Origin of the sequence: Georgenia sp. SYP-B2076, from assembly GCF_003991205.1 — a bacterium.
In the GTDB taxonomy this organism is placed as follows: domain Bacteria; phylum Actinomycetota; class Actinomycetes; order Actinomycetales; family Actinomycetaceae; genus Georgenia.
Window position 1 is genome coordinate 162752 of sequence record NZ_RXOZ01000011.1, and the last position, 13608, is coordinate 176359.

The window sequence follows — 13608 nt, forward strand, 5'->3', positions numbered from 1 at the left end:
GCCTAGGCAGGTGTGGTGCTTCCCACCGGCCGGCGCGCGGGCGTGGCGCGTAGGATTAGCACTCAGAACGTCAGAGTGCTGATGCGGCGCCGCCGCAGAGCCGCTCACCTGCGGGGGTGGTCGGTGGCAGGCTGCGCACAGAGGGTGCCGAGCGCCGTGGCCGTGCACCAGGGAGGAGGAGCGATGAGTCAGGACCGTCGGTTGGACGTCCTGCGCGCGATCGTGCAGGACTATGTCGAGACGCGTGAGCCGGTGGGCTCGCGCATCCTCGTCGAACGGCACTCCCTCGGCGTGTCGCCCGCGACCATCCGCAACGACATGGCCGCGCTGGAGGAGGAGGGCCTGATCGCCCAGCCCCATACGTCCGCCGGCCGCGTGCCGACGGACAAGGGCTACCGGCTCTTCGTCGACCAGATCTCCACGCTCAAGCCGCTGTCCATGGCGGAGCGGCGCGCCATCCAGAGCCTCCTCGACGGTGCCGTCGACCTCGACGACGTCGTCGAGCGCACCGTGCGCCTCCTCGCGCAGCTCACCCACCAGGTCGCCGTCGTGCAGTACCCGTCGCTGCGCCGCTCCGCGCTGCGGCACCTCGAGCTGGTGCCGCTGAGCCCGCAGCGGCTGCTGGTGGTCATCATCACCGACACCGGCCGGGTGGAGCAGCGCAGCGTCGAGACCGCGGCCGAGATCGACCCGGGCGTCATCGCCGAGCTGCGGGCGCGCCTCAACGTCATCTGCGCCGGCCGGCGGCTCCCCGCCATCTCGCACACCCTCGCGTCGCTGCCCGAGCAGTTCGCCCCCGAGCACCGCCCGCTGGTCGAGGCGGTCGCCGACGTGCTCGTCGACACGCTCCGCCTGGAGACGGAGGAGCGCATCGTGATGGCCGGCACGGCCAACCTCGCGCGCTCCGACCTCGACTTCACGCGGACCATCGGCCCCGTCCTCGAGGCGCTCGAGGAGCAGGTGGTCATGCTGCGCCTGTTCTCGGAGATGGAGGAGGACGCCGTCGCCGTGCGCATCGGCGCCGAGAACCACCACGAAGGCCTCGCCGAGGCGTCTGTGGTCACGAGCATCTACGGTGGTGCGGCACCCTCCGAGGGCGTCGCCCGTCTCGGTGTGCTCGGCCCCACACGCATGGACTACCCCGGGACGATGGCGGCGGTGCGCGCCGTCGCCCGCTACATCTCCCGCATCCTCGCCGGATGACCGGCACCAGACACCTCCGGGGCCGAGCCGCCGGAGCCCAGCACCCAGCCCCCAGCAGAGAGTGACGTGGTGAACGACTACTACGAGATCCTCGGCGTGTCCCGCCAGGCGAGCCACGAGGAGATCAAGAAGGCCTACCGCAAGCTGGCCCGAAAGCTCCACCCGGACGTCGCCGGCCCGGACGCCCAGGACAAGTTCAAGGACGTCACCCGTGCCTACGAGGTGCTCTCCAACCCCGAGAAGCGCCAGATGTACGACGTCGGAGGTGAGCAGGCCTTCAGCGGCGGCGGTGCCCCGGGCGGCTTCGGCGGCTTCCAGGACATCTTCGAGACCTTCTTCGGTGCGGCCGCCGGCGGGGCGCCCCGCGGCCCGGTGCCCCGCGGGCGGCGCGGGCAGGACGCCCTGGTCCGCCTCGACATGGAGCTCGAGGAGGTCGTCTTCGGCGCCACCCGCGAGCTCCAGGTGGACACGGCCGTCGTGTGCCCCACGTGCGAGGGCACGTGCTGCCGGCCCGGCACGCAGCCGCGGACCTGCGAGGTCTGCCACGGCCGCGGCTCGGTCCAGCGTGTGACACGGTCCTTCCTCGGCCAGGTCATGTCCACCGCCCCGTGCTCGGCCTGCCAGGGCCACGGCACCGTCATCCCCGACCCGTGCCCGGACTGCGCCGGCGAGGGCCGCGTGCGCACCCGCCGCACCCTCAAGGTCGAGGTCCCCGCCGGCGTCGACTCCGGCACCCGCATCCGGATGACCGGTCAGGGCGAGGTCGGCCCCGGCGGCGGACCGGCCGCCGACCTCTACGTGGAGATCCGCGAGCGGTCCCACCCCACCTTCGTGCGCCGCGGCGACGACCTGCACTGCACGATGGGCATCCCCATGACCGCGGCCGCGCTGGGCACCGTCCTCGAGGTCGACACCTTCGACGGCCTGCGCGCGGTGGACGTCGAGCCCGGCACCCAGCCCGAGGAGGTCCTCACGCTCCGCGACCTCGGCGTCGGGCACCTCAACCGCCCGGGTCGCGGCGACCTGCACGTGCACCTCGACGTCCAGGTCCCCACCCGCCTCGACGACCGTCAGCGCGAGCTCCTGGCCGAGCTCGCCGCCCTGCGCGGCGAGGAACAGCCCGAGCCCCGCCTCGCCACGAGCGGCTCCGGCGTGTTCTCCAAGCTCCGCGACAAGCTCGCCGGCCGCTGAGCGACCCGGGGACCAGGCCATGACCACCGCCGTCTTCCACGCCGGGGGCCGCGAGCTCGACGCCGCAGCCCCCGGGTCCGTGGTCACGCTCACCGGCGCCGAGGCCCGCCACGCCTCCACCGTGCGCCGGATGCGCGTGGGCGAGGAGGTCGAGCTCGTCGACGGCGCCGGCCTGCGCGTCGGCGGCACCATCACCTCGGCCGGGAAGGATGCCCTGCGCGTCCAGGTCGCCGACGTGCGCCGGGAGGCCCCGCCGGCGGCGCGCCTCGTCCTCGTCCAGGCCCTCGCCAAGGGCGGCCGGGACGAGATGGCGGTCGAGACGGCCACCGAGCTCGGCGTGGACGCCGTCGTGCCCTGGCAGGCCGAGCGGTCGGTGTCGGTCTGGGCCGGTGCGAAGGTCGCGCGCGGGCGTGAGCGGTGGGCCGCCGTCGTGCTCGCGGCGGCCAAGCAGTCCCGCCGGGCCTGGGTGCCCGAGGTCCGCGCGCCCCTGACGTCACGCGACCTCGTCCCGGCCGTGGCCGCGACGGTCGCCGCGGGCGGGGCGGTGCTCGTCCTGCACGAGCGGGCGAGCGTCCCGCTGGCCGCCGCGCGCCTCCCGTCCGCCGGCCCAGGGCCGGAGCGCCCCACGGACGTCACCGTGATCGTCGGCCCCGAGGGCGGCATCTCCGACGCCGAGATCAGCGCCCTGGAAGGTGCCGGCGCCCAGCCGGTGCTCGTCGGGCCGCACGTGCTGCGCACCTCGACCGCCGGCCCGGCCGCCCTGGCCGTCCTCGCCCAGCGCCTCGGGCGCTGGGGCTGACCCGCCGCGACCGGCCGCCCACCACGACCGGCCACGTCACGGACCCCGGCCGCCCACCGCGACCGGCCCCACCTATCCGCCCGGCCCTGCGGTAGGGCTCCGGCGGCCGGGCGGATATCCTGGTGCCGGCTCGGCGCGGATGCGCCGTCACGATCTACAGGAGAGACAAGGGCCCAGGCCCGACCTCATGTCGCAGAACCCACCTCCAGCCAGCGGCGACGGCACAGCAGGTCACGTGCAGCACCTGGTCACCGTCCCCGACAACGTCCCCATGGTCGCCCTCCTGGGGCAGCGCGACGAGGTGCTGCGCGCGATAGAGGGCGGGTTCCCCGCCGTCGACGTCCACGTCCGGGGCAACGTCGTGACCCTCACCGGCCCCAGCGGCGACGTGTCGCTGGCCGAGCGCCTCGTCGACGAGCTCGCGCAGGTGGCCGACGCCGGCCAGCCACTGAGCGCCGACGCCGTCGCGCGGGCCATCGCGATGCTGGTCGCCCCGAGCGCGGAGCGGCCGGCCGACGTGCTGACCACCAACATCCTCTCGAGCCGCGGGCGCACCATCCGGCCCAAGACCGTGGGCCAGAAGCACTACGTCGACGCCATCGACAAGTCGACCATCGTCTTCGGCATCGGCCCCGCGGGCACCGGGAAGACCTACCTCGCCATGGCGAAGGCGGTCGGTGCCCTGCAGGCGAAGCAGGTCAACCGGATCGTGCTCACGCGCCCGGCCGTCGAGGCGGGCGAGCGCCTCGGCTACCTGCCCGGCTCCCTCAGCGACAAGATCGACCCGTACCTGCGCCCGCTGTACGACGCCCTGTACGACATGCTCGATCCCGAGTCGATCCCCAAGCTCATGGCCGCCGGGACCATCGAGGTCGCGCCGCTGGCGTACATGCGCGGGCGCACCCTCAACGACGCCTTCATCATCCTCGACGAGGCCCAGAACACCTCTCCCGAGCAGATGAAGATGTTCCTCACGCGCCTCGGCTTCAACTCCCAGGTGGTCGTCACCGGCGACGTCACCCAGGTGGACCTGCCGACCGGCACGAAGTCCGGCCTGCGGGTGGTCCAGGAGATCCTCGACGACATCGACGACGTCACGTTCTGCCGCCTGACCAGCGCGGACGTCGTCCGGCACCGGCTCGTCGGCGAGATCATCGACGCGTACGCGCGCTGGGACGCCACCGCCGCCGGTCACGGCGACCGGGCGTCGGAGCGCCCCGAGCGTCGGGACCACCAGGCGCGAGGAGAGCGGCGATGAGCACCGAGATCAACAACGAGTCCGGGTACGACGTCGACGGCGAGGAGTTCGCCGCCCTGGCGCGGTACGTGCTCGAGGAGATGCGGGTGCACCCGCAGGCCGAGCTGTCGATCCTGTTCGTCACCACCGACGTCATGTCCGAGCTGCACGAGCGGTGGATGGACGAGCCCGGCCCCACCGACGTCCTGTCCTTCCCCATGGACGAGATGCGCCCCGGGCGGGCCGGCGAGGAGCCGCAGCCGGGCACCCTCGGCGACATCGTGCTGTGCCCGGAGGTGGCCGCCGAGCAGGGCCGCGCCGCGGGGCACTCCACCGTCGAGGAGATGCTGCTGCTGACCACCCACGGCATCCTCCACCTCCTGGGCTACGACCACGCGGAGCCGGAGGAGGAGAAGGAGATGTTCGCCCTCCAGCGACGCCTCCTGCTGACCTTCCTGGCCGGGCGCTGAGGCGCCGACCATGAGCGGGATGATCAACCAGGTCCCCGAGGTCTGGCTCGGCGTCCTCGCGGTCCTCGGCGTCGTCGTCGGCGCGGCCCTCAGCGCGGGGGAGGCCGCCCTGCAGCGCATCACGCGCACCGCCGTCGGCGAGATGGCGGCGGGGCGCCGGAAGAACGCCGACGCCGTCGCCCGGCTCGTGGAGCGGCGCCACATCGCGATGGGCGCGGTGTCCTTCGTGCGCGTGCTCGCCGAGATGACGGCCGCCGTGTGCGTGACCCTCGTGGTCGCCGACCTGCTGCCCCGCTGGTGGCACGTGCTGCTCGTGGCCGTCGCGGTGACCGCGTTCCTCCTGGCCCTCGTGGTCCAGGTCAGCCCGCGCCGCCTCGGCCGGCGCAACCCGGTGGGCGTGCTCCAGGTGCTCGCGCCGGTGATGTCCGTGCTCGCCGTCGCCGGCGCCGGCGTCCACCGGGTGGCGCGGGCCCTCGCCCCGCGGCCCTCGCGGACCGCCGACGAGACCCGCGCGGAGCGGGAGGAGGACCTGCGCGACATGGTCGACCGGGTCAGCGAGTCCGACCAGATCGAGGAGGAGGAGCGAGAGCTGCTCCACTCCGTGTTCGAGCTCGGCCGGACGCTGACCCGCGAGGTCATGGTCCCGCGCACGGACATGGTCACCATCGACGTCGACCAGCCGCTGGACAAGGCGATCAGCCTGTTCACGCGCTCGGGGTACTCCCGGGTGCCGGTCGTGGGGGAGTCGACGGACGACCTGCGCGGCGTGCTCTACCTCAAGGACGTCATGCGCCGGGTCCACCACCGCAACGACGCCGCGCACCTCACCGTCGCGGACGTCATGCGCGAGCCCACGTTCGTGCCCGAGACGAAGCTCGTGGACGACCTGCTCCGGGAGATGCAGGCCGACAGCGTGCACATCGCCATGGTGGTGGACGAGTACGGCGGCATCGCCGGGCTCGTGACCATCGAGGACCTCCTCGAGGAGCTCGTCGGCGAGATGGTCGACGAGCACGACCGCGCCGAGCCCGAGGTCGAGCACCTCGCGGACGGGACGGTCCGCGTGCCCGCCCGGCTGCCCATCGACGAGCTGGGCGAGCTCTTCGGGCTGGAGATCGACGACGACGACGTCGACTCGGCCGGCGGCCTGCTCGCCAAGGCGCTCGGCAAGGTGCCGCTGCCCGGCTCGGAGGTCGACGTCCTCGGCCTCCACCTCGTCGCCGAGCGCGCCGAGGGCCGGCGCCGGCGCATCTCCACCATCCTGGCCTCGCCCGTTCTCGAGGCCGCCCCGCACGACGACGAAACCCAGGTGCACCTATGAGCTTCCCATCCGACGACGAGCTCATGGCGGGGCCCAACGCCCTCGACGACGCCCTGATCACGCCCGGCGACTGGCCGGAGGACTTCCGTGCCGGGTTCGCGTGCCTGGTCGGGCGGCCCAACGCCGGCAAGTCGACCCTGACCAACGCCCTGGTCGGGCAGAAGGTCGCGATCACCTCCGGGCGCCCGCAGACCACCCGCCACACCATCCGCGGCGTCGTGCACCGCCCGGACGGCCAGCTCGTGCTGGTCGACACGCCGGGGCTGCACCGGCCCCGCACGCTGCTCGGCCAGCGGCTCAACGACCTCGTGCGCGAGACCCTCTCCGAGGTCGACGTCATCGTGTTCTGCATGCCCGCCGACGAGAAGGTGGGCCCCGGCGACAAGTTCATCGCCCGCGAGCTCACCCAGCAGCGCACGCCGGTCATCGCCGTGGCCACCAAGGCCGACAAGGTCGGGCGCGAGGCCCTGGTCGCCCACCTGCTCGAGATCGACAAGCTGGGCGACTGGGCCGAGATCGTGCCGGTCTCCGCCGTCAAGGACGAGCAGGTCGACGTGCTGACGGACCTGCTCATCGAGCGGATGCCGGTGGGCCCGCCGCTCTACCCGAGCGGGGAGCTGACGGACGAGCCCGAGAACGTGATGATCGCGGAGCTCGTGCGCGAGGCCGCGCTGGAGGGCGTGCGCGACGAGCTGCCGCACTCCCTCGCAGTCCTGGTCGACGAGATCACCGAGCGGCCGCAGGAGGAGGACGACCCTCGCCCCCCGATGCTCGACGTCCGCGTCAACCTCTACGTGGAGCGCAGCTCGCAGAAGGCGATCATCATCGGCAAGGGCGGGGCGCGCCTGCGCGAGGTGGGGACCCAGGCCCGGCGCGGCATCGAGGCGCTCCTCGGCTCCCGCATCTTCCTCGACCTGCACGTGACGGTGGCCAAGGACTGGCAGCGGGACCCCAAGCTGCTCCAACGCCTGGGCTTCTGACCCCCGCGGTGAGCGGTCAAGTCCTAGCAACCAACCTGTCGGCGTGAGCGGTCAAGTCCTCCCAGCGAGGACTTGACCGCTCACGCCCCCTCGCTCCCTCCCTCCCCGCCCGCCGCGCGAGGGCTGTGGGCGGCACCACCCGCGGCCCAGACGGCGGGGCGGCCGGGACGAACTACCCTGTCGAGGTGAGACACGGGAGGCTGGCCGCCAGCATCACGCTGGTGCTGCTGCTGGGCCTCATCGGCTCGCTCGCCGGCCCGGGCTGGAGCCCGCAGCCGCTGGGGCACACGCTCGTGCCAGAGACGGCGGGCACCGCGATCGGGTCCGACGCGCTCACCCCGCCGGTCGGGACCTATGAGGTCGCCCGCGCGGTCGTAGGCGTCCGGCTCGCGCCCGACGTCACCGTCCAGGCGACCGTCGCCTCGCCCGTCGGGGCGCCGGGCCCCCGGCCCGCGATGCTGTTCATGCACGGCGCGGGCACGGCGACCCACGAGAACTTCCGTGACATCACGACCGCGCTGGCCAGCGCCGGGATCGTCACGATGGTCCCGGACAAACGCGCCGACACGTACACGACGCGCGAGCGGGACTACCCCGAGATGGCCCAGGACTACCTCCAGTCGTTCGCGGTGCTGCGGGGCTGGCCCGGCGTCGACCCCGACAGGGTGGGCATCTACGGCGAGAGCGAGGGCGCGATGTCGGCGCCCATCGCCGCCGCGGGCAACGACGACGTCGCGTTCGTCGTCCTCGTCTCCGCACCCGTCCTCCCGCTGCGCGAGCAGGGCGCGCTGGCCGCGGACTCGTACCTGCGCGAGGTGGGCGTGCCCGACCGCATGCTGCGGGCCATCCCGCGGCTGGTCGGCGGGTCGCTGCCGGGCGGCGGGTTCGAGTACTTCGACTTCGACGTGTCCCGCTACCAGCAGCACATGACCCAGCCGGTCCTCATGGTCTACGGCACGCAGGACTACTCCATGCCGATCGTCCAGGGCGCCGAGCTGCTCATCTCGGACCTTGCCGAGGCCGGCAACGAGCAGTACACCGTGCGCTACTACGACGGCGCGAACCACGGCATCCGCATCGGGAAGGACCTGGCGCCCGGCTTCACCCAGGACCTCGCGCGCTGGACCCTGGGCCTGCCGGAGACCGCTGACGCGCCGCCGCGCATCGCGGGCGCCGAGCCCGTCCAGGCGTTCCGCGCGGACCCGGTGGACCGCCCGCGCTGGTACGCGAGCGGCGACATGATCGTCTACACCTTCCTCGTCGGCCTGGGGCTCCTCGCCCTCGCCGCCGTGGCCGCCCTCGCGGGGCAGGCGCCGCGGCTCGCGAGGCGCCGGCCCTCCGCCATGGCGCCGCCCCTGGGGCGGTACACCGCCGCCCTGAGCCTGGCGACGGTGGCCACCTGGGTGGTCTTCCTGGCCTACCTCGTCTCGATCGCGAGCCTCGCGCTGAACTACCGCACCAACGCCTTGATCGTGCAGGGCGGGTGGATCGTCGTCCAGATCGTCGGCATCCTCGCCGCCGCGCTGCTCGTCCTCACCGTCGACGGCGCCTGGCGGCGGCGGCGCGCGCCCCGCGGCCGGGTCACCATGGGCCGGGCGGGCTGGGCCTCGCTGACCTGCGCCGTCGCCGGCAGCGTCGTGCTGCTGGTCAACGCCGCCTACTGGGGCGTCTTCCCGGCCGTGCTGTGAGCAGCCCCGTGTCAACGCCCGGCTTTGCGTCGGTGAGCGTGCGCCGCGTGCACCGCGTGCACCGGTGGGCCCGTGTGGGCGCGGCGTGGCACGCTCGGCACAGGGCACGGACGGAAGGGGACGCATGGTGACGTGGGGCATGGCCACCGACGCCGGTGGCCACCGGGCCGCCAACGAGGACGCCGCGCTCGCGCAGCCGCCCGTGTTCGCCGTCGCGGACGGCATGGGCGGCCACGCCCGCGGCGAGATGGCAAGCCAGATGGTCGTGGAGGAGCTCGCGGCCCTCGCCGGCCGGCCGCCGGCGCGGATCGGCCCCGCGGACGTCGGGGCGGCCGTGGACCGGGCCGTGGCCCGCATCCGCGAGACCATGGCCGCGGAGGCGGGAGCCGCCTTCGACCCCGTCCGGGACACCGCCGGCACCACCGTCGCCGGTGTCGTGCGCACGCAGGACGACGACGGCACACCCAGCTGGCTCGTCCTCAACGTCGGCGACTCGCGCGTCTACCGCTACTCCGACGGCGCCCTCCGCCAGGTCAGCGTCGACCACTCCCTCGTGCAGGAGATGGTCGACGCGGGCGAGCTGGACGCGGCCGCCGCCCGGACCCACCCGCGCCGCAACGTCATCACGCGTGCCGTCGGCGCCGCCGCCGAGACCGAGATCGACTTCTGGGTCCTGCACCCCGGGCCCGGGGAGCGCCTCCTGATGTGCACGGACGGGCTGGTGGGCGAGCTCGAGGACGCCGAGATCGCCGAGGTGCTCGCCGCCGTCCCGGACGCGCAGGAGGCGGCGGACGCCCTCCTGCGCCGGGCGCTCGACGGCGGGGCCAACGACAACGTGACGGTCGTCGTCGTCGATCCGGCTGACGCCGGCGCGCCGGCGCCCACCGCGCCCGGCTGACGCCGGCGCGGCGGCGCCCACCGCGCCCGGCTGACGCCGGCGCGGCGGCGCCCACCGCGCCCGTCTGACGCCCGGCCCCGTGGAATTCTGAGACACCGGGGGCCGCAACGTGACGATGTCACCGCCGCGCGCTAACCTCACACTCGTGCGCATGGCTCACCACGGGCGGCACCTGCTGCTCCTTCCTTGCCGCGACGAGGCCCTGTAAGGCCGGCTCCTCGTCGCGGCGGTTGTCGTGCCTGGCCACCGAGCACCCGCACCAGCGACGAGGAACCACGATGAAGACGCAAGACCACATCAGCGCGCAGCAGCCCTCCGGCATGCCGGTGGCGAAGTACCGGCCCTTCCAGGAGACCAACGGGGTAGACCTGCCGGACCGGCAGTGGCCCACCCGGCGCACCACCCGCGCCCCGCGCTGGCTGTCCACCGACCTGCGTGACGGCAACCAGGCGCTGATCGAGCCGATGAACGCCGAGCGCAAGCGCACGATGTTCGACCTGCTCGTCAAGATGGGCTACAAGGAGATCGAGATCGGCTTCCCGGCCGCCTCGCAGACCGACTTCGACTTCGTCCGCTCCCTCGTGGAGGACGACGCCGTGCCCGACGACGTCACCGTCTCGGTGCTGAGCCAGTCCCGGCCCGAGCTGATCCACCGGACCATCGACTCCCTCGTCGGCTTCCCCCGCGCCACGGTGCACCTGTACAACGCGACCGCGCCCGTCTTCCGGGAGATCGTCTTCCGCAGCGACCGCGAGGCCACCAAGGAGCTGGCCGTCTCCGGCACCCGCGAGGTCATGGCCTACGCGGAGAAGGTCCTCGGCGACGAGACCACCTTCGGCTACCAGTACTCCCCGGAGATCTTCGTCGACACCGAGCTGGACTACGCCCTCGAGGTCTGCGAGGCCGTCATGGACGTGTGGCAGCCGGAGGGCGGCCGGGAGATCATCCTCAACCTGCCCGCCACCGTCGAGCGGGCCACGCCGAACGTCTACGCCGACCAGATCGAGTGGATGAGCCGGCACCTGTCCCGCCGCGACCACATCGCCCTGTCGGTGCACCCGCACAACGACCGCGGCACCGGCGTCGCCTCCGCGGAGCTGGGCATGCTCGCCGGCGCGGACCGCGTCGAGGGCTGCCTGTTCGGCCAGGGCGAGCGCACCGGCAACGTCGACCTCGTCACGCTCGGCCTGAACCTGTTCAGCCAGGGCATCGACCCGATGATCGACTTCTCGGACATCGACGGCGTGCGCCGCACCGTCGAGTCCTGCACGCAGATGGACGTCCACCCCCGCCACCCCTACGGCGGCGACCTCGTCTACACCTCGTTCTCCGGCTCGCACCAGGACGCCATCAAGAAGGGCTTCGGCGTCCGCGAGGAGAAGGTCGCGGCCGCCGGCGGCGACGAGCGCGCCGTCGTCTGGGAGCTGCCCTACCTGCCGATCGACCCCAAGGACGTGGGCCGCAGCTACGAGGCCGTGGTCCGGGTCAACAGCCAGTCCGGCAAGGGCGGCGTGGCGTACCTCCTCTCCTCCACGCGGCACCTGGACCTGCCCCGCCGCCTGCAGATCGAGCTCTCGGGCATCGTCCAGAAGCACACAGACGCCTACGGCGGCGAGATCGACGCCGAGCAGCTGTGGTCGATCTTCGCCGACGAGTACCTGCCCCACACCGCCGCGATGGGCCTGGCGCCGTGGGGCCGCTTCGCGCTCAAGGGCACCACGGTCACCACCGCCGGGGAGGGCACCGGCGCGGTCCTGACCGTCACGCTCGTCGACGGCGGCGAGGAGAAGGTCGTCGCCGCCACCGGCAACGGGCCGATCGACGCCTTCACCAACGCGCTGCGTGAGGTCGGTGTGGAGGTCGGGGTCCTGGACTACGCCGAGCACGCGCTCTCGGAGGGCGGGGACGCCACGGCCGCCGCCTACGTCGAGTGCGAGGTGGACGGCCAGGTCCTGTGGGGGGTGGGCATCGACCCGTCCACCATGACCGCGTCGTTCAAGGCGATCGTCTCCGCCGTCAACCGCGCGCAGCGCTGAGCCGGGCGGGGTGCGGGCTGGGATGATGGTGCGGTGAAGCTCTACCGGGACGAGGCCGTGGTGCTGCGCACCCACAAGCTCGGTGAGGCCGACCGCATCATCACCCTGCTCACCCGCGAGCACGGGCAGGTCCGGGCCGTGGCCAAGGGCGTGCGGCGCACGTCCAGCAAGTTTGGGGCGCGGCTCGAGCCGTTCGGCGTCGTCGACATCCAGCTCCACCTGGGCCGGAACCTCGACACGATCACCCAGGTCGACACCATCGCCCCGTACGGCCGGTCGATCGGCGCCGACTACTCCCTGTACACGACGGCGACCGCGATGGTGGAGACCGCCGGGCGGTTCACGGAGATCGAGCGCGAGCCCGCGCCGCAGCAGTACCTCCTCCTCATCGGCGCCCTGCACGCCCTGGCGACCCGGCGCCACGCCGCGTCCCTCGTGCTCGACTCGTACCTCCTGCGCTCCCTGTCGGTGGCCGGCTACTCGCCGAGCTGCTACGACTGCGCCCGCTGCGGCGCCCCCGGTCCGCACCGGGCATTCAACCCGGCGGCCGGCGGCGCGATGTGCGACGCGTGCCGCCCCCCGGGCTCGGCGTCGCCCGCGCCGGAGACGATGTCGCTGCTCGGGGCGCTGCTCTCCGGGGAGTGGACCGAGGCCGACGGCTCCGACGTCCGCCACCGCAGGGAGGCCTCCGGCCTGGTCGCCGCCTACCTGCAGTGGCACCTGGAGCGTCAGCTCCGGTCGCTGCGCATGGTCGAGCGCGCATGAGCGAGTTCGAGTCCGTGCTGCGTACCTTCCCCGGCGCGGCCGCGGGATCCGCCCGGCCCGACGACGCAGCCCGGCCCGACGGCGGCCGTGGCGCCCCGGCGCCGCCGCCCCCGCACCCGTCGGGCGTGCGGGCCCCCCAGATGGACCGCCGCTTTGTCCCGCGTCACGTCGCCGTGGTCATGGACGGCAACGGCCGCTGGGCCAACGCACGCGGCCTGCCGCGCGTGGAGGGGCACAAGGCGGGGGAGGCCGCGCTCCTCGAGGTGGTGGCCGGAGCGATCGAGCTCGGCATCACCCACGTGTCCGCCTACGCGTTCTCCACGGAGAACTGGAAGCGTTCACCGGAGGAGGTCCGGTTCCTCATGGGCTTCAACCGGGACGTGCTGCACCGCCGGCGCGACCAGATGGACGGCTGGGGCGTGCGGGTGCGGTGGGCCGGCCGCCGGCCCCGGCTGTGGCGCTCGGTCATCTCCGAGCTCGAGCGCGCCGAGGAGCAGACGAGGCACAACGACGTGTGCACGCTGACCATGTGCGTGAACTACGGCGGCCGCGCTGAGATCGCCGACGCCGCCAAGACGATCGCGCGCGAGGTCGCGGCCGGGCGGCTCGACCCGGAGAAGGTCACGGAGAAGACGGTGGCCCGGTACCTCGACGAGCCGGAGCTGCCGGACGTCGACATGTTCCTGCGCACCGGCGGGGAGCAGCGCACGAGCAACTTCATGCTGTGGCAGTCGGCCTATGCGGAGATGGTCTTCATCGAGGACGCCTGGCCGGACGTGGACCGGCGGACCCTGTGGCGCGCGGTGGAGACGTACGCCCGCCGCGACCGGCGCTACGGGGGAGCGGTCGACAAGCCGGTGGCCTCGGCCCCCTGACCCCATGTGGCGAGCGGTCAAGTACTCGCACGACGGCCGCGCCCCCAGGTCGCGACGGCGCCCCCGGGTCGCGAGCGGTCAAGTGCTCGCACGCCCCGCTCCTGGTCGTACTCGCCGGGACGAGGTCGTAGGTCCCGGAGTATGA

Annotated in this window: 12 protein-coding genes; all 12 read left to right on the top strand. The window is 73.3% G+C overall.

Annotation, left to right across the window (positions count from 1 at the left end; translation table 11 throughout):
• The first annotated feature begins 183 nt into the window (after window positions 1–183).
• The 12 genes from hrcA to EJK16_RS05665 all read left to right on the top strand — a co-directional run bounded on the left by hrcA (window position 184) and on the right by EJK16_RS05665 (window position 13463).
• Window positions 184–1203 (top strand): heat-inducible transcriptional repressor HrcA, encoded by a 1020-nt coding sequence (gene hrcA / locus EJK16_RS05610; RefSeq protein WP_127127187.1) that lies wholly within the window; start codon window positions 184–186, stop codon window positions 1201–1203.
• Between the two features lie 69 nt (window positions 1204–1272).
• Window positions 1273–2394, top strand: a complete 1122-nt coding sequence (gene dnaJ, locus EJK16_RS05615; protein ID WP_127127189.1) for a molecular chaperone DnaJ — start codon at window positions 1273–1275, stop codon at window positions 2392–2394.
• Window positions 2395–2413: 19 nt separating this feature from the next.
• Window positions 2414–3193 carry a 16S rRNA (uracil(1498)-N(3))-methyltransferase gene (locus tag EJK16_RS05620; RefSeq protein ID WP_127127191.1) on the top strand — a complete coding sequence of 260 codons (780 nt, stop codon included), beginning with the start codon at window positions 2414–2416 and terminating at the stop codon, window positions 3191–3193.
• 187 nt (window positions 3194–3380) lie between these two features.
• Window positions 3381–4451: a PhoH family protein gene (locus tag EJK16_RS05625; protein ID WP_205739612.1), complete on the top strand. Its 1071-nt coding sequence runs from the start codon at window positions 3381–3383 to the stop codon at window positions 4449–4451.
• Entirely contained in the window at window positions 4448–4900 is a 453-nt protein-coding gene (ybeY, locus tag EJK16_RS05630) for an rRNA maturation RNase YbeY (protein WP_127127195.1), read from the top strand. Before EJK16_RS05625 ends, ybeY begins: the two co-directional genes overlap by 4 nt.
• Window positions 4901–4910: 10 nt before the next feature.
• Entirely contained in the window at window positions 4911–6221 is a 1311-nt protein-coding gene (locus tag EJK16_RS05635) for a hemolysin family protein (RefSeq protein ID WP_240645799.1), read from the top strand.
• A gap of 23 nt (window positions 6222–6244) precedes the next feature.
• Window positions 6245–7201 carry a GTPase Era gene (era, locus tag EJK16_RS05640; RefSeq protein ID WP_205739643.1) on the top strand — a complete coding sequence of 319 codons (957 nt, stop codon included), beginning with the start codon at window positions 6245–6247 and terminating at the stop codon, window positions 7199–7201.
• Between the two features lie 185 nt (window positions 7202–7386).
• Complete coding sequence (locus EJK16_RS05645; RefSeq protein ID WP_127127199.1) at window positions 7387–8889, top strand: S9 family peptidase; 1503 nt, start codon at window positions 7387–7389, stop codon at window positions 8887–8889.
• Between the two features lie 139 nt (window positions 8890–9028).
• The gene (locus EJK16_RS05650) at window positions 9029–9787 is read left to right on the top strand and encodes a PP2C family serine/threonine-protein phosphatase (RefSeq protein WP_240645800.1); all 759 of its coding nucleotides are present in this window, start codon (window positions 9029–9031) and stop codon (window positions 9785–9787) included.
• A 278-nt stretch (window positions 9788–10065) separates the two neighbouring features.
• The gene (gene leuA / locus EJK16_RS05655; RefSeq protein ID WP_127127203.1) at window positions 10066–11823 is read left to right on the top strand and encodes a 2-isopropylmalate synthase; all 1758 of its coding nucleotides are present in this window, start codon (window positions 10066–10068) and stop codon (window positions 11821–11823) included.
• Window positions 11824–11856: 33 nt separating this feature from the next.
• The gene (recO, locus tag EJK16_RS05660; RefSeq protein WP_127127205.1) at window positions 11857–12588 is read left to right on the top strand and encodes a DNA repair protein RecO; all 732 of its coding nucleotides are present in this window, start codon (window positions 11857–11859) and stop codon (window positions 12586–12588) included.
• The gene (locus EJK16_RS05665) at window positions 12585–13463 is read left to right on the top strand and encodes an isoprenyl transferase (RefSeq protein ID WP_127127207.1); all 879 of its coding nucleotides are present in this window, start codon (window positions 12585–12587) and stop codon (window positions 13461–13463) included. The genes recO and EJK16_RS05665 overlap by 4 nt, the downstream gene beginning before the upstream one ends.
• Window positions 13464–13608 lie beyond the last annotated feature (145 nt).